This window comes from Cytobacillus sp. OWB-43 (assembly GCF_034651445.1).
Classification (GTDB): domain Bacteria; phylum Bacillota; class Bacilli; order Bacillales; family Cytobacillaceae; genus Cytobacillus; species Cytobacillus kochii.
Genome location: NZ_JAYEFF010000004.1, coordinates 1 through 16,079 on the forward strand (window position 1 = coordinate 1; position 16,079 = coordinate 16,079).

General features: G+C 39.8%; 18 protein-coding genes. 2 read left to right on the forward strand and 16 right to left on the reverse strand.

The window, feature by feature from the left end:
- Positions 1 to 247: 247 nt before the first annotated feature.
- Complete coding sequence (locus U9M49_RS15225) at positions 248 to 1,198, reverse strand: NAD(P)H-dependent flavin oxidoreductase (protein ID WP_095370448.1); 951 nt, start codon at positions 1,196 to 1,198, stop codon at positions 248 to 250.
- Between the two features lie 82 nt (positions 1,199 to 1,280).
- Between U9M49_RS15225 and U9M49_RS15230 the strand changes: the two genes are divergently transcribed.
- Complete coding sequence (locus tag U9M49_RS15230; protein ID WP_307314825.1) at positions 1,281 to 1,811, forward strand: gamma carbonic anhydrase family protein; 531 nt, start codon at positions 1,281 to 1,283, stop codon at positions 1,809 to 1,811.
- A gap of 8 nt (positions 1,812 to 1,819) precedes the next feature.
- Here U9M49_RS15230 and paaX read toward each other — a convergent pair whose 3' ends face one another.
- From paaX to U9M49_RS15295, 13 genes are all read right to left on the reverse strand, one after another.
- Complete coding sequence (gene paaX, locus U9M49_RS15235) at positions 1,820 to 2,704, reverse strand: phenylacetic acid degradation operon negative regulatory protein PaaX (RefSeq protein ID WP_095370450.1); 885 nt, start codon at positions 2,702 to 2,704, stop codon at positions 1,820 to 1,822.
- A gap of 71 nt (positions 2,705 to 2,775) precedes the next feature.
- Complete coding sequence (locus U9M49_RS15240; protein WP_095370451.1) at positions 2,776 to 3,552, reverse strand: enoyl-CoA hydratase-related protein; 777 nt, start codon at positions 3,550 to 3,552, stop codon at positions 2,776 to 2,778.
- A 295-nt stretch (positions 3,553 to 3,847) separates the two neighbouring features.
- Positions 3,848 to 5,053 (reverse strand): thiolase family protein, encoded by a 1,206-nt coding sequence (locus U9M49_RS15245; RefSeq protein WP_307314830.1) that lies wholly within the window; start codon positions 5,051 to 5,053, stop codon positions 3,848 to 3,850.
- Between the two features lies 1 nt (position 5,054).
- Complete coding sequence (locus U9M49_RS15250) at positions 5,055 to 5,924, reverse strand: 3-hydroxyacyl-CoA dehydrogenase (RefSeq protein WP_095370453.1); 870 nt, start codon at positions 5,922 to 5,924, stop codon at positions 5,055 to 5,057.
- A gap of 81 nt (positions 5,925 to 6,005) precedes the next feature.
- On the reverse strand, positions 6,006 to 7,523 hold the full coding sequence (locus tag U9M49_RS15255) for an aldehyde dehydrogenase family protein (RefSeq protein ID WP_322910080.1): 1,518 nt from the start codon (positions 7,521 to 7,523) through the stop codon (positions 6,006 to 6,008).
- A gap of 17 nt (positions 7,524 to 7,540) precedes the next feature.
- The gene (locus U9M49_RS15260) at positions 7,541 to 8,314 is read right to left on the reverse strand and encodes an enoyl-CoA hydratase-related protein (RefSeq protein ID WP_095370455.1); all 774 of its coding nucleotides are present in this window, start codon (positions 8,312 to 8,314) and stop codon (positions 7,541 to 7,543) included.
- A 14-nt stretch (positions 8,315 to 8,328) separates the two neighbouring features.
- Positions 8,329 to 9,105 (reverse strand): enoyl-CoA hydratase/isomerase family protein, encoded by a 777-nt coding sequence (locus U9M49_RS15265; RefSeq protein ID WP_095370456.1) that lies wholly within the window; start codon positions 9,103 to 9,105, stop codon positions 8,329 to 8,331.
- Positions 9,102 to 9,407, reverse strand: a complete 306-nt coding sequence (locus tag U9M49_RS15270; RefSeq protein ID WP_095370457.1) for an EthD family reductase — start codon at positions 9,405 to 9,407, stop codon at positions 9,102 to 9,104. Before U9M49_RS15270 ends, U9M49_RS15265 begins: the two co-directional genes overlap by 4 nt.
- A gap of 15 nt (positions 9,408 to 9,422) precedes the next feature.
- Positions 9,423 to 9,923, reverse strand: a complete 501-nt coding sequence (paaD, locus tag U9M49_RS15275; protein ID WP_224934585.1) for a 1,2-phenylacetyl-CoA epoxidase subunit PaaD — start codon at positions 9,921 to 9,923, stop codon at positions 9,423 to 9,425.
- Positions 9,924 to 9,954: 31 nt separating this feature from the next.
- Positions 9,955 to 10,764, reverse strand: a complete 810-nt coding sequence (paaC, locus tag U9M49_RS15280) for a 1,2-phenylacetyl-CoA epoxidase subunit PaaC (protein ID WP_322910081.1) — start codon at positions 10,762 to 10,764, stop codon at positions 9,955 to 9,957.
- Position 10,765: 1 nt separating this feature from the next.
- Positions 10,766 to 11,104, reverse strand: coding sequence for a 1,2-phenylacetyl-CoA epoxidase subunit PaaB (gene paaB / locus U9M49_RS15285; RefSeq protein ID WP_095370460.1), 339 nt, complete (start codon positions 11,102 to 11,104; stop codon positions 10,766 to 10,768).
- A 13-nt stretch (positions 11,105 to 11,117) separates the two neighbouring features.
- Positions 11,118 to 12,068: a 1,2-phenylacetyl-CoA epoxidase subunit PaaA gene (paaA, locus tag U9M49_RS15290; RefSeq protein ID WP_322910082.1), complete on the reverse strand. Its 951-nt coding sequence runs from the start codon at positions 12,066 to 12,068 to the stop codon at positions 11,118 to 11,120.
- Positions 12,069 to 12,188: 120 nt separating this feature from the next.
- Positions 12,189 to 13,514 carry a phenylacetate--CoA ligase family protein gene (locus tag U9M49_RS15295; protein ID WP_095370462.1) on the reverse strand — a complete coding sequence of 442 codons (1,326 nt, stop codon included), beginning with the start codon at positions 13,512 to 13,514 and terminating at the stop codon, positions 12,189 to 12,191.
- 492 nt (positions 13,515 to 14,006) lie between these two features.
- Between U9M49_RS15295 and U9M49_RS15300 the strand changes: the two genes are divergently transcribed.
- The gene (locus U9M49_RS15300) at positions 14,007 to 14,252 is read left to right on the forward strand and encodes a ferredoxin (RefSeq protein WP_095370463.1); all 246 of its coding nucleotides are present in this window, start codon (positions 14,007 to 14,009) and stop codon (positions 14,250 to 14,252) included.
- Positions 14,253 to 14,562: 310 nt separating this feature from the next.
- On the opposite strand, the gene U9M49_RS15305 is transcribed toward U9M49_RS15300, so the two are convergent.
- Positions 14,563 to 15,240, reverse strand: coding sequence for a hypothetical protein (locus U9M49_RS15305; protein ID WP_322910083.1), 678 nt, complete (start codon positions 15,238 to 15,240; stop codon positions 14,563 to 14,565).
- Entirely contained in the window at positions 15,183 to 15,950 is a 768-nt protein-coding gene (locus U9M49_RS15310) for a hypothetical protein (protein WP_322910084.1), read from the reverse strand. The genes U9M49_RS15305 and U9M49_RS15310 overlap by 58 nt, the downstream gene beginning before the upstream one ends.
- Between the last annotated feature and the right edge of the window lie 129 nt (positions 15,951 to 16,079).

Here is a 16,079-nt window from a genome sequence, read left to right on the forward strand (position 1 = left end):
TAAAGGGAAAATTGAAAATGAGTCCGGTACAATACCGAACTCATTTTGAACAAGTTGCCTCATGAAATAACTGTGTCTAACTTTTAGGGGTCACTACAATGCCGAGGAGGCTCAGCCCCTCCCCGCGGAAAGCGAGTGTCTGTAGTGCAATGGAACGGACTTTTTTGCAAATGATTTTTTATAAACTATATTTTGTTATTGTTCGTTTTTGAAATTAGTTCATCTAGTAATGTCGTGACTCTTTTACTTATTTAAATAACTGCTGATGAATTTTACTTACCTGCGCTTCTAAATCCTTCATCATTTGTTCAATTAAGGCTTTCACAGTCGGGATTCTGTCAATAAGCCCAACAACCTGCCCACCATTTATGAAGCCGTTTTCAAAATCACCCTCAATAGCGCCTAATACATGCTGTGTTTCCGATGTTTTTGCTAAATATTGTTCAACTGAATCATTTTCCTGTTCTGCTAGTACTGTTTGAGTGTACGGCACAGTGATGACTCTTCTTACTTTCCCATGTGGTCTGCCTAATATCATTGTTGAAAGGTCATCACCCTGAATGATTTTTTTCTTATAGTTTTCATGAAAAGGTGCTTCTTCTGTGGCAATAAACCTCGTTCCCATTTGGCAACCACTTGCTCCTAACATCATAGCTGCTGCTAATCCACTCCCATCACCAATACCACCAGCTGCAACAACCGGAACATTTACAGCCTTGACGATTTGTGGAATTAACGTAAAAGTCGTAAGTTCTAAGCTTGAGTTAATTCCCGCTGCCTCAAAACCTTCCGCTACTAATATATCCGCTCCTGCTCGTTCCGCCTTCATAGCATGCTTCACTGAAGCGACAACGACAATGACTTTTATCCCCACCTCATGTAGCTTAGCTATGTATGGTGCTGGATTCCCTGCTGAAAGAGAAACAATCGGCACTTGCTCTTTTATAACCAATTTCATCATCCCTATTACGTCTTCTGTAACAGTCAGGGGAATATTGACGGCAAACGGTTTTGTTGTCATTTCTTTCACTGCTTTAATCTTTTCGGCTACTTCTTCAACGGATGATGTCCCACAACCGATCGTCCCTAAGCCCCCTGCTTCAGATATAGCCGCTGTTAATTGTGCAGAGCTGATATTGCCCATCCCTCCTTGAATAATGGGATATTGAATATTTAAAAGAGTTGTTAAGTATTTCATTTTTTCACCACCTGTAATAATTATGTTATAATAAATTTTAATGTATGACAATTCTAAAAAATATAAAAGTGAGGAAAAAATAATGATCATACCTTACCGAGACAAGAAACCTTCTGTAGATCAAACCGTATTTCAAGCACCAGGATCTTATATTATTGGCGATGTAATCATTGGGAAACAATCCTCTGTTTGGTTTAATGCTGTCATTAGAGGAGATGAAGATAGAATAATCATTGGAGAACGGTGTAGTATTCAAGATAATGCAACCATTCATCTATATGAAGGTTCACCAACAATTATTGAAGATGAAGTAACAGTAGGCCATAATGCTATTCTTCATGGTTGCCATATTGGTAAGCGCTCAATTGTAGGTATGGGATCAACCATTTTAGATGGGGCACACATTGGAGAAGAATGTATTATTGGTGCCAATACGCTTATACCAGCCAATAAAAAAATTCCACCACGCTCCCTTGTGATCGGCTCACCCGGAAAAGTTGTACGTGCAATCGATGATAAGGATCTGGCGTTAATACAACTTTCTATTGATAGTTATGTGCAAAAAGGCGCAGAATTTCAAGGGCAACAAGTAAAAAACGATGGCCAGAAATAGCCATCGTTTTATTCTTCACTCATTAAAGGATGCTTCGACACATCATAATCGGCATCTTTTCGTTTGATATCATTATCCTTCCGAAAAATCTCTTCGAAGAATTCATTTGCAGGTTCTGCAAGTAATTTATAATATTGCGTAAATAAAAGTGCTGCATGGTTCCCATTCCACTCTACAGGAAGGAGCTCCTTCGGTAGACCTGGATCGATAAACAGAAATTTACGGTATTCATGAACAAGTAATGTCCTTTCGACAAAACACTCTGCTTTCGTCATTTTCCCATCTTGAATCATACTTTGATGAATAATATATTGCTTACTATATGTAGAAATAAACTCTTCATACTTTGCTTGAATTTCATCTACAGGCCAACTTCTCTCCACTAATGACAGGCTATCTTGAGGCCCCTTATATTCCGAAACAAAGAAGTCAACATAAGACTCTATCTCATACTTCTTAACAAGTTGCTTGACTTCTTTTTCTAGGTTATTTGGTGAGATCCAAAAACCATTTTGAAAACTACCGAATCCACTCCAAACAAGCTCTTTTCTGAACTCATCACGAACCTGGCGTTTTTCCTCTGGAATCGAATACATAAGAAAACACCATTTACCTTTCCAACTATGCGGGTTCAGTTTAAATATCCTACCCGCAGCTTCCTCCATCCGATCTTCTCCACGCGGGGTCAAATAGTAATAGCTTTTATTCCCTTTCTTCTCAGACTGAACCCAGCCTTGCTTGTACATTCGGGACATGGCTACTCTTGTTGACTGCTCATTATGGCCAAATTCTTTCAGTAGGTGAATGAGCGTACCTATCCAAATCTTATTGCCATAATGACGCAAGTAATCTCCATATATCGTAAAGATTAAAGATTGCGTATTATTGCCCATTTCTATCACACTCTTTTTCCATTCGTACTTTATCTTTTATCTTATCTAAAAAAGACAAAGAAACGCAATAGTTATTTCCCTTGAAACACCGGTTGTCTTTTTTCACTAAATGCTTGCAGTGCCTCGACACGATCATTTGTCGGTAACGTTAGTTCATATGCCTTCGATTCAATCGCCATCCCAGTTTGAATATCCGTGTTCATCCCTTGTGAGATTGCATATTTTGCCTGGATGAGCGCAACAGGCCCGCTTTTCAACATTTGTTGTGCGAAGTTGATGCAAGTCGATTGTAAAGCCTCTTTCTCTACTACTCTTGTCAAAATTCCTAATCCATATGCTTCATTGGCAGATATTTTCGCGGCTGTGAAGATTAACTCCTTCGCTTTCATTTCTCCAACCACTCTCGGTAAGCGCTGTGTACCACCAGCACCTGGAATGATTGCCCAGCTCGTTTCAGTTAAACCTAATTTAGCATCTTCTACTGCGAGAGCAAAATCACAAGCAAGAATCAGTTCGAACCCTCCACCAAAGGCATATCCGTTTATTGCAGCAATCGTTGGCATCGGTAGATTTGCAATATCATTGAACACATCACGAATTAAGCGGACATTTCTTCTTGTTTGTTGTTCATTCAATGTTTTTCTTTCTTTTAAATCTGCTCCAGCACTAAAGGCTTTATCTCCTGCCCCTGTGAAAATAACCACACGTACATCTGGATTTATTTGCATATCCGCTACCGTTTCTTGAAGCTGTTTCAGTGTAGCATAATCAAAACAATTAAGGACGTCTGGACGATTAATCGTAACCGTTGCAATATGATTCTCTAGCTTGAATAATACGTTTGTCATTGAGTTTTCCTCCTTTAAAGGATACTATTTGATAGATTTAACCGCTGGATGTTTAGCCTAGTGATACCATAATTTATGGATTGTTAATATCAGGATTTTGCCATTGCTATAATGCCCTCTTTTGTGAGGCTCTCATTTACCAAGAACGAAAATTTTACACTTTCGACGTAGCGTGGATCACTTTCCTCTGATAATGGTTCTTGCCTTTTCACTTATTAACACAAGATTTACTCCCTATTAAATGCTGCAATGTCCCCTTATACATGAAGGGGACATTGCCAAACAATATCATTCTTTATTCCTCTACATTTTTCACAATAGCAGCAATTCCTTGTCCCACTCCAATACACATCGTTGCTAGTCCATATGTTTCTTTTCTACGTTTCATTTCATATATCAATGTCGTAAGAATTCTCGCACCACTTGCCCCTAATGGGTGACCGAAGGCAATCGCCCCTCCGTTGACGTTGACTTTGTCTGTATCTAATTCAAGTTGTTTCACGCATTCTATTGATTGTGATGCAAAAGCTTCGTTTAGTTCAACCAAGCCAATATCAGCTGTAGATAAATTGGCACGGTCTAGCGCCTTTCTTGATGCATAGATTGGGCCGAGTCCCATGACTGCTGGTTCTAGTCCGGCTGTTGCACCAGCAACATAGGATACTAATGGTTTTAGTCCTAACTCTTTTGCTTTATCCGCACTCATAATTAACAATGCACTTGCACCATCATTGACACCAGAAGCATTGCCTGCAGTAATTGTTCCGCCTTCAAAAATGGGACGTAGTTTAGCTAACTTTTCTAATGAGGTATCGGGACGTGGGTGCTCGTCCGTATCCACTACTACTTCATTTCCTTTACGATCGTGATAGACAACAGGGACCATTTCCTCTTTAAAAATATTAGCGTCCATAGCGGTTTTTGCACGTTGTTGGCTTTCGTAAGCAAATCTATCTTGATCTTCACGAGAAATATTGTAACGTTTGGCTACATTTTCAGCTGTTTGTGGCATCGAGTCTGTACCATACATTTCATGAAGCTTTTTATTCGTAAAACGCCAACCAATCGTTGTATCGAACATTTCCATATTACCTCTTGGGTAGTCTTTACTCGGTTTAGCCATCACAAATGGTGCACGCGTCATACTCTCTGTACCACCAGCAATATAAACGTCACCTTCACCAATGGCAATCGCACGTGCTGCATATAAAACAGCATCTAATCCGGACCCACAGAGGCGGTTCAATGTTGTACCTGCAACATCAATAGGTAAACCTGCTAAAAGGGCTGACATACGCCCAACGTTCCGATTGTCTTCTCCCGCTTGATTGGCATTGCCTAGGACAACCTCTTCTATTTGCTCAGCAGGTAACCCAGGGTTCCGATCGACCAATGCTTTAATGACTGTTGCACCTAAATCATCGGGACGGACATCCTTTAATGCGCCTTTATAGCGACCAATTGGTGTTCTTACTGCATCAACGATAACAACTTCTCTCATTTTACAGGGCCTCCTCGGGTTTTTTCGTGTAATCATAGACGCCTTTGCCAGATTTTCTTCCCAATCTGCCAGCTTTGACGTATTGTTCTAGTAATGGAGCAGGACGGTATTTTTCACCTAATTTTTCATGTAAATACCTTAAGTTGTTTAATCTTGCATCCAAACCTACCAAATCGACTAATTCGAATGGCCCCATCGGATAATTCAGACCTAACTTAATCGCTTTATCAATATCTTCTGGCGTCCCTAATCCTTCTTGAAGCATGTAAAATGCTTCATTTCCGACGAGCGCACTCATTCGACTCGTTACAAACCCTGGAAACTCATTTACAACAACTGTTTCCTTACCCATTTTGCCAGCAACACCTTCAATAAAAGCAACTGTGTCATCATTCGTTTCTAATCCGCGAATGATTTCAATTAGCGGCATTTTATGTACCGGGTTGAAGAAGTGCATGGCGATTGTTTTTTCTGGACGGTTCGTATAGGAGCCAATTTCCGTCGGGCTCATTGTTGATGTATTGGAGGCAAAACGACAATGTCCAGGTGCAAATTGATCAATCGTTTCAAAAATGTCCCTTTTAATGCTCGCAATTTCTGGAACAGCCTCAATAACAAGATCCGCATCAGCCACTACTTGTTTCAAGTCTGTTGCATAGCTTAGATTCGCTTGAGCCGCGGCCGATTGTTCACCCGTAATTTTCCCACGAGAAACACCTTTTGCAAAAATACTTTCAATCTCTTTTTTTGCACTGTTCAACGCTTCTTCCTTTATATCATTCAAGACAACTTCGTATCCACCGACTGCACTCACATAAGCAATCCCTCTGCCCATCACACCTGATCCGACAACAACAATTTTACTCATCATGCTCTCCTCCTCTATTTCCCATTAATAAATGAAGGCGGATGCCAAGCGTCAATAGTCTTGGCATCCGCATATGTGTATTCCTTAAATGCCGAATGGGTTCAGCGGTTTGTTCCCAAAATAAGAAATAATACTTTTTGTTTCTGTATAAAGATCTAATGTTTCAATACATAGTTCACGACCGAAACCTGACTGTTTGTAACCACCAAAAGGTGTACCAGGGAAAGCAGAGAATGGGCAGTTCACCATAACAATTCCTGCTTCAATTTTGTTTGCTACTCTAGTTGCTTTTGCTCCGTCTTTTGTCCAAACAGCTGAGCCTAAACCATACACAGTATCATTCGCCAGTTTAACTGCTTCTTTTTCATCTTTGAATTTCATGATGACAACAACTGGCCCAAAGATTTCTTCTTTAACCACTTTCATCTCATGATTCACATTAGCAATCACTGTAGGCTCATACCAAAAGCCATTTTCAAATCCTTCTACTTGCGCACCTTTCCCACCCGCAAGAATTTCAGCGCCTTCTTCTTTGGCAGATTGCACATAACCATCAATGACATCCCATTGGTTCTGATCAATAATGGCACCAACATGTGTCCCTTTATCAAATGGATTACCTAATGTTAATGACTTTGTTTTTTCAACAAATTTCTCTACAAATTCATCGTAAATATCCTCATGTACATAGAGACGAGAACGAGCTTCACAAGATTGACCTGTGTTATAGTAAATTCCGTAGATCGATCCTACAACTGCTGCATCAATATCCGCATCATCGAAAACGATATTTGGTGATTTTCCACCTAGCTCTAATGTCACACGTTTTAATGTATCTGAAGCTTTCGCCATAATATCTTTACCAATTGGTGTTGATCCTGTGAAAGCCACTTTATCCACTTTATCGTGCTCTACTAAGTAATTCCCTACATCTTTACCTGATCCAGGAACGATATTTACTACTCCTGCTGGGACACCTGCTTCGATGCAGATTTCTCCTAAAATAATCGCTGTAAGTGGTGTTAAGCTAGCTGGTTTCACAACGATTGAACATCCAACTGCAATCGCAGGAGCAACCTTCCAAGCAGCCATCATTAGAGGATAGTTCCAGGGGATGATTTGTGCACAAACCCCTACAGGTTCCTTTTCAGTATAGTTGTGAAATTGTCCTGCCATTGGATTGACTGTTCCGCGGTGGCCAACAATCGCGCCTGCATAAAATTCAAAATCCTCAATCGCTTGCATCACTTGTCCTTGTGCTGTGCTTAATGTTTTACCCGTATCAAGCATCTCTAATTCAACAAGTTCATTAAATCGACTACGCATAATAGCAGCGATTTTATTCATAATACGCGATCTTTTATTAACGGGAAACTTCTTCCACTTTCCGTTGTCAAATGCTTCTCTTGCTGCTAAAACTGCTTTTTCTGCATCTTCTTTTGACGCTTTTGCCACCTCTGCCAATAATTCACCAGTAGCAGGGTTATAAGTTTTGATTGTTGCTCCGCCTGTGCTTTCTACTTTTTCGCCATTAATTATCAGGTGATAGTAATCTCTCTTCATTGATACTGCTTCTTTAGCTGTTTCTTGAACTGTTGCCATGTCTACCACTCCTAATTTTATTGTCCGATATATTCAGGTTGTCTTTTCTCTATAAATGCTTGAACGCCTTCTTTTGCATCCTTTGTTAAACCAGCAATTCGTTGCCCTTCTGCTTCTTTTTCTAAATAAGCATCTAGCGGGAGATTCTCTGCCAGTGTTAAGTATCTTTTAATTAAGCCAATGGCTTTTGTAGGCATTTTCGCTAATTTAATTGCAAATTCCTCTACTTCTTTTTGCCAAGTATCTTGTGGAATGACGCGATTAATCACACCCAGCTCCAAGGCTTTCTGTGCAGGGATTTTTTCCCCTAGAACAGAAATCTCTAGCGCTTTTGCTCGGCCAACTAAATGGCTAAGAAAATGTAAATTACCAGAGTCCGGAATTAGACCAATATTAACAAAAGCATTGATAAAACTAGCTTTTTCTGAAGCAAGACGGAAATCACACGCTAAAGCTAAACTAAATCCAGCTCCTGCAGCTACGCCATTCACCGCCGCAATAATAGGTTTTTCGCAAGCCATTATTGCTTTTACCATCGGTGTGTAATGATTTCTTAGTAAATCACCGTGATTCGTATCATCATTTACCTCAGCTAAATCTTGCCCGGAACAAAACGCTCTACCTTCACCAGTAATAACGATGCAGCGTACTTTTTCATCTTTACCCGCTAGCTTTACTGCTTGTGTAATTTCGCGATTCATTTCTGCAATAAAAGCGTTCAATTTATCGGGACGATTCAGCTTGATCCAACTGATTCCTTCATGACATTCATAATTAATTGTATTGAACATTGCCAACCTTCTTTCTATTTTCCGTGGAATTTGGGCTTTCTTTTCTCAATAAAAGCATTCATTCCTTCTTTTTGATCTTCTGAAGAGAAGAGTAGATAGAAGTTTTTTCGCTCATATTGCATGCCTTCATATAAAGAATAATCAACCGCTTTATTAACGGAATCTTTAATGAGGCGGATGGCTAGTGGCGGCTTTTCTGCAATCATTTTCGCAAACTTTAATGTTTCTTCTTCTAATAGTTCGCCAGATACAATTCTATTTACAAAGCCATGAGATTGCGCCTCTTCTACTTGAATACGTTTCGCACTCCATATCCACTCTAATGCGAGCGTGCGACCTACAAGTTTGGTTAAACGCTGTGTACCTCCAGCACCTGGCATCACACCTAGATTAACTTCAGGAAAGGAGAATTCCGTACCTTCAGCTGCAATCAATACATCACAACTTAAGGCCAGTTCAAATCCCCCTCCGAAAACAAAGCCTTGTACAGCGCCGATAATCGGTTTTTTTATCACTGAAAGACGATCCCAATCTTGAAATTGGTTTAGCAGCTCTAGATGAATGGGATCATCATTCGACATTTCGTCAATATCTGCGCCTGCTGAAAAAGCTCTTCCTTTGCCTTTGAGTAAGATGACTCTCACGGTATCGTCCTGATCATAACGCTCCATTACCTGAACAATTTCTTTCATCATTTGACGATTAAGAGCATTCAATTGCTTCGGACGGTTTAGCTCAATGATGCCAATATAATCCTCCACTTTTGTTTCTATAAACGCGTATTCACTCATTCGTCTTCTTCACCGATAGCAAAGCTAACCAGTTTACCTGCAAACCCCATTACATCTTTCGCTGATGCTTTACCTTCAGGTGACTTCATACCATTTTTCAATGCTTCATGATTTTCATAGTACATTTCACACATTAAATAAAATTTGGGCTCATCACCGGTTGGTGTACCGACCATTTTTGTTACTTTCATTTTTTGTAATCCAGGAATTTTTTCAGTAATTGGCACGTGTACATTGTAATAATGCTCATCGAATGCTGCCTTATCTTCAGGTTGCTTGTAAAATGCGATTAATTTGACCATTGTTTATATTCCCCTTTACATTAAGTTTGATATTGGTTTCATTGCTTCAAATGGATTTTTACATGATTTACAATATAAAATACTTCTGCAAGCTGTCGGTCCAAATATATTATCAAGCGTGACATAGGTTGATCCGCAATAGGGGCAATCCACATGCCAAGAACCGTCTTCTGTAAAATGCTTTGGAGGTGGAGCAATACCAAACGCCTTTAGTCCTTTTTGTCCTTTTTCTGTAATGCGATCTGAAGTCCATGGAGGTGCAGTTTTAAATAATACTTCTACTGCTTCTACCCCCGCTACACTTTGGATTTGTTCGACCACATTCTTCTTGATGATTTCAAGTGCTGGACACCCTAAAAAGGTTGGAAGCATCGTAATCGATACATGCGAATCATGTATTTCTACACCCTCGATCATCCCTAGGTCTACCACACTCACTGTGCTAATTTCAGGGTCCTGAACTAATTCAAGCGCTTCCATAATGTCCTTTTCAGCTACTAAAGTCGGTTGATACATCTCTATTCCTCCTCACATGTTCTAAAAAGTCTTACCAAGGAACAGCAGGATTGAGGCGATAAACCTCTGATAACGTACTTAACGCACGGTCAAGTTCCTCAGTGTGTTCTCCTAAACGTCCATTTCGATCTGGTTGCTGTATGATAGGCGATTCGATATGAAGCGCTTTCACTACTTCTTCAAGTGCTGCTTCCCATCTTTGTTTTAATACCGTTGCATCTTCAATTAGAGCAAATTCTTTAAAGCTTTGAGATGCATTACCATAAGAGAAAACATCACCAAAGTCAGCCATTACTCCTTCAATTGCTTTGTTCATACGCTCTTTAGCCTCGTCAGATGAAGACAATAATTGCGTAAACCATGTCCTCCAGTGTATATGATGATAAAACAATTCCATGCTAACTTTTGTGGCTACTTCAGCTAGTGGCTGATAGGTGGTTTTTTTCAATGAATCTACTTTCACTTTTTTTGCTAGCGTATAGAAATAATTGCGAACAACTGCATATGCCCAATCATATCTTGGTGTTTCCATATAGTAGCCTGCACCATTTTCGCGTTCTACTAATATACTATTCTTTCTTTCCTTCGCCGATCGTCCATGTGCTAGATCATCTATCTTTCCATACCCCAGCTCTTCTAGTAAACCGAAATACATTTTCGCATGACCCATCGTATCTTGACTGATGGAAGATGAAGCAACATCTTCTTCAATATGAGGCGCCAGCCCTAGCCATTCTGAACCGCGGTAAGATAGGAGAAAGTCATCATCAGCAAGCTGAAATAAAAGCTCAGCAAGTGCTTCTTTATGCGCTGGTGTCATTTCCACTGCATTTGTGCTCATCTTACTTCTCCCCCCATGATAGAATCTCTTTTTCATCTAACATTTGTTGCTCGTAATGGCGCCATTTTTTCTTTAAGTAGCCATACCCTTTTGTTGTTCTGTATTCCTTATTATCTAACCGGTTCAACATCTGCTTTTCTTCATAATTTAAACCACGAATTTCTTTACGATTAACCACCCAAATATCTGCTACAGGTTCACGGCGCAAAAAGTTCTCCTGTGCCATAACCATAGCCATTTCAGCATTAGGGGCAAGCAAGCTAAATTGATGTTGAAAGGCTGCTTTTGATGTCTTTTTACTAAATACTTCGAATTCTTGAAAAAATTCATTACTACCCATCTGACTTCCTCCTTTAGCTAATCTGACCTAATGCTTCTCGCACCCAAGCATTATTTTCGTAAGATACGCGGCGAAGATTTAAGCGTTCCTGAGATTTAGGACCATTATTTCTCATGATTTCTTTTAATTTCGACCAATCAGGTTGTTGATAGGTCCATTCTTGCTTCTCTTCATCAAAACGGATGGTTGGATCAGGAATCTCTAAGCCAAGAGATAGAATTCTAGGTACATATTTTGTGAGGAACGCTTGACGCAATTCTTCATTTGTTTTTGGTCTGATTTTGTATTTGATGGTAATATCTTGTTTTGACTTGCCTACTTGGGAACTTGGGGGTCCGAAGAATAACAGAAGTGACTCCCACCATCTTGTCACAGCATCTTGCACCATTTCTCTTTGTTCCTCTGTTCCCTCTGCTAATGCCATGATAATCGATTCACCGTGTTGAGCGTGGAAGACTTCTTCCGCACAAATACGATGCAATGCTCTCGAATAGGGTGCATACGAACTGTTAAGCATATTGGTCTGTGTGATGATAGCCGCACCATCTACTAACCAACCAATTAAACCTGCATCTCCCCAACTCGGTGCCGGCATATGAAATACATTGTGAAATTTCAATTTTCCTGTAAAAAGATCCTGCATAATGTCATCTCGTGTTTTGCCAGTAGGCTTAAGTAAGTCTTCAGCGACACGCAATAGTAATTGGCCATGCCCCATTTCATCTTGTACCTTTGCCATGATGCCGAGTTTTCTTTGTATAGACGGGGCTTTAGGTACCCATTCTTTCTCTGGAAGCGCTCCCATAATCTCACTGATTCCATGCATAGAAATCAATTTAATTAATGCATTGCGATAATCTTCAGGCATCCAATCATCAGCTTCGATTTGTTCACCGCGATTAATCCGTTCCATAAACTGTTCATACTTTTGTTCTTCTGTTTCCGCTACAACTGAACTACTCATCTACCTTCCCTCTCTTCTTTGAGTTATTTTTTATTTTATATAACGTTTATATAACGATATTATATATTATAGTTATGTTATAAAGCAAATTTATTTTTCTGATTATTCATTTTAATCTTTTCACAAGATGACTTCGACTTGTCGCTTATCAACGATTCTAACAGCTTTCCCTTCTGATCTCGGGATACTCCTTGGTGGATGTACTTTAACTTTCATCGAAACTAGACAGTTATTTTTCATGGAATGCTGTACTTTTTTCATTAAACCTAAAGTATATCCCTCTAAATCGACACCGTTCGATTTTTGATACATAACTTCATCCATTTCTACATGAAGTTCTACACTATCCAGTACACCATCATTGAGTAAATGTACTTGATAGATAGGTGCCAATTCTTCTATTTGTAATAAATAATGCTCGATTTCAGAAGGAAATACATTTACACCGCGAATAATCATCATGTCATCGATTCGCCCTTTAATTCGGGACATTTTTTTCGTTGTTCTACCACAAGAACAAGTACCAGATTTTACTGAAGCTAAGTCTCCTGTACGATAACGAATAATTGGAAACGCTTCCTTCGTTAAACTAGTAAAAACAAGTTCGCCGATTTCTCCTTCAGCTACTGGTTCTAACGTATCAGGATCGATTACTTCTACCAAGAAATGATCGTCAGCAATATGCAGACCTTGTTGTTCTTCATGACATTCCATCGCTACACCTGGTCCCATCACTTCACTTAATCCGTAAATATCACTTGCCTTTATACCGAACAACTCTTGAAGTTTTTTACGCATACCTTCTGTCCAAGGTTCTGCACCAAAAATGCCATATTTTAAGGAACTCTTAGCTGGATCTTTGCCTTGCGCTTTCATTTCTTCTGCAATTTTCAAAATATAAGAAGGGGTACCTGCAATCACTGTCGGTTTGAAATCCTCAATAATCATTATTTGGCGATCGGTATTGCCACCAGATACCGGAACTGTCGCCATTCCTAACCTTTCTGCACCAAAATGAATCCCTAATCCCCCAGTAAATAGCCCATAGCCATAGGCATTTTGGAAAATGCCATCCGGTTCACCACCAGCTAAGGCAATCGCACGAGCAGCTAAATCAGCCCAGTTATCAACGTCATTTTGAGTATAACCAACTACCGTTGGTTTCCCACTTGTACCAGATGAAGCATGTACGCGAAGGACATCCTTCATCTCTACCGCAAACAAGCCATAAGGGTAGTTATCTCTTAAATCGGATTTTTTTGTGAAAGGAAGTTTACTTAAATCATCAAGCGTTTGGATATCATTCGGAGTAATATTTAATTCTTGAAACTTATTTTGATAGAAAGGGACATGTTCAAATACTCGATTCACAGTTTTCTTTAATCCTTCTAACTGTAGCGCTTCCATTTCAGACTTACTAAAGGTTTCAGCTTTGTGTAGAATCATCTTTTTATCTCCTTATTGGTTATTGTGGCTTTTTCTTTTTGATAGCTACTCATATAAGTAAATTATTTTAATCGTTGAAACACCCCAATGAACAGTGTTGTTATGTGGAGATTGTGTAAGTATTTTTGTAAAAAAGCTTTTGAGCACCAGCCTTCTATAGAAAAAGCCCGTTTTTAAAACGCTTTCATTTAAAAAACATATATAAATATAACCTTTTACAAGTTTACAACCGTAAAAAAGTTATATTTATTTTCACTTAAATTATCACATAATTTTTTAAATGTAAATAAAAATCAGATATTTTAAAATAGAGGTAATATAATTATAATAAGTCAAAAACATTGGTAATTAAGGTTATAACCGTAAATTATTTATTTCTAAAATATTTGACAAATCATAATTATCCAATTATCATTCCGTATATAACATTATTAAGTTAACCGTATTTTTTTAGTTATAATTAGTATCTAAACTTTTATTGGAGGTTATATCATGGCCAAATATACGATTGTAGACAAAGAAACTTGTATTGCTTGTGGCGCTTGCGGTGCTTCCGCTCCAGATGTGTATGATTATGATGACGAAGGAATCTCTTTTGTCATTCTCGATGATAACCAAGGAAATGAACCAATACCTGAAGATCTCCTCTTTGACGTTGAAGACGCCATCGATGGATGTCCAACAGATTCGATCAAATTGAGTGATACACCATTTAACGGTGTGCCCGTTGAATCATAAAGAATTAATTGCTCGGGTACCTTGCGTACTCGGGTTTTATTCTTGTAAAATAGTTCGCTCACTTCGTAATATATAAACCTTGCTAATATTTTTTGTGGTCTTATTTAAATGGCGAATTATTTCTTGGTAGATTCAAGATACTGTCTGTTTTTCGTCGCTTATACTTTCGAATAATTTTTTAAGGGCAACGATCTTTACCATTGTAATGATTAATAATCCATATAATTGTAAATATAGTAAAATAAGTAATAATAAATTAATATCATTATATAATTTTTCTATAGTAAGAAACTATTAATTACGGGCTCATTTATTTGGAACTTGTTCCAAAGATAAAAATTATACTCAGATCACCTTTTGCGAGGCACTCATTCCAGGGTTTCTTTCGGAGTTGACTTGCTAACACTTTTTGCGAGGCGCTCATCTCCGAGTTTGCTTCTGAGTGACCTGCAAACACCTTTTGCGAAGCGCTCATCCACGGATTCCTTTCTGAGTAACCTGCAAACACCTTTTGCGAGGCGCTCATCCACGAGTTCCTTTCTGAGTGACCTGCAAACACTTTTTGCGAAGCGCTCAACTCTAGGTTTGCTTCTGAGTGACCTGCAAACACCTTTTGCGAAGCGCTCATCCACGAGTTTCTTGCTGAGTGACCTGCAAACACCTTTTGCGAGGCGCTCATACCCGAGTTTCTTGCTGAGTAACCTGCAAACACCTTTTGCGAGGCGCTCATCCGCAGTTTCCATTCTGAGTGATCTGCAAATACCTTTTGCGAGGCGCTCATCCGCAGTTTCCATTCTGAGTGATCTGCAAACACCTTTTGCGAAGCGCTCATCCGCAGTTTCCATTCTGAGTGATCTGCAAATACCTTTTGCGAGGCGTTCATCTCCGGGGTTCTTGCTGAGTGACTTGCTAACACCTTTCGCGAAGCGCTCATCCGCAGTTTCTTGCTGAGTAATCTGCCAACACCTTTTGCGAAGCGCTCATCCACGAGTTTCTTTCTGAGTGACTTGAAAACACCTTTTGCGAAGCGCTCATCTCAGGGTTTCTTGCTGAGTGACTTGCAAACACCTTTTGCGAGGCGCTCATCTCAGGGTTTCTTGCTGAGTAACCTGCAAACATCTTTTGCGAGGCGCTCATCCCCGAGTTTCTTGCTGAGTGACCTGCAAACACCTTTTGCGAGGCGCTCATCCCCGAGTTTCTTGCTGAGTGACCTGCAAACACCTTTTGCGAGGCGCTCATCCGCAGTTTCCATTCTGAGTGATCTGCAAACACCTTTTGCGAGGCGCTCATCCGCGAGTTCCTTTCTGAGTGACCTGCAAACACCTTTTGCGAGGCGCTCATACCCGAGTTTCTTGCTGAGTAACCTGCAAACACCTTTTGCGAGGCGCTCATCCGCAGTTTCCATTCTGAGTAACCTGTAAACACCTTTTGCGAAGCACTCATCCGCAGTTTCCATTCTGAGTGACCTGCAAACACCTTTTGCGAAGCACTCATCCGCAGTTTCCATTCTGAGTAATCTGCAAATACCTTTTGCGAGGCGCTCATCCGCAGTTTCCTTTCTGAGTGATCTGCAAACACCTTTTGCGAGGCGCTCATCCGCAGTTTCCTTTCTGAGTGATCTGCAAACACCTTTTGCGAAGCGCTCATCCCCGAGTTTCTTTCTGAGTGACCTGCAAACACCTTTTGCGAGGCACTCATCCCCGGATTCCTTTCTGAGTGACTTGCAAACACGCCTTCTTTTTAGAAAATGATTAAATACCGGCAGAGACAAATGAGGCCACCCAAAATATTGGGTGGCCTCGAAATTCTATATAGAAAAAGGTAATC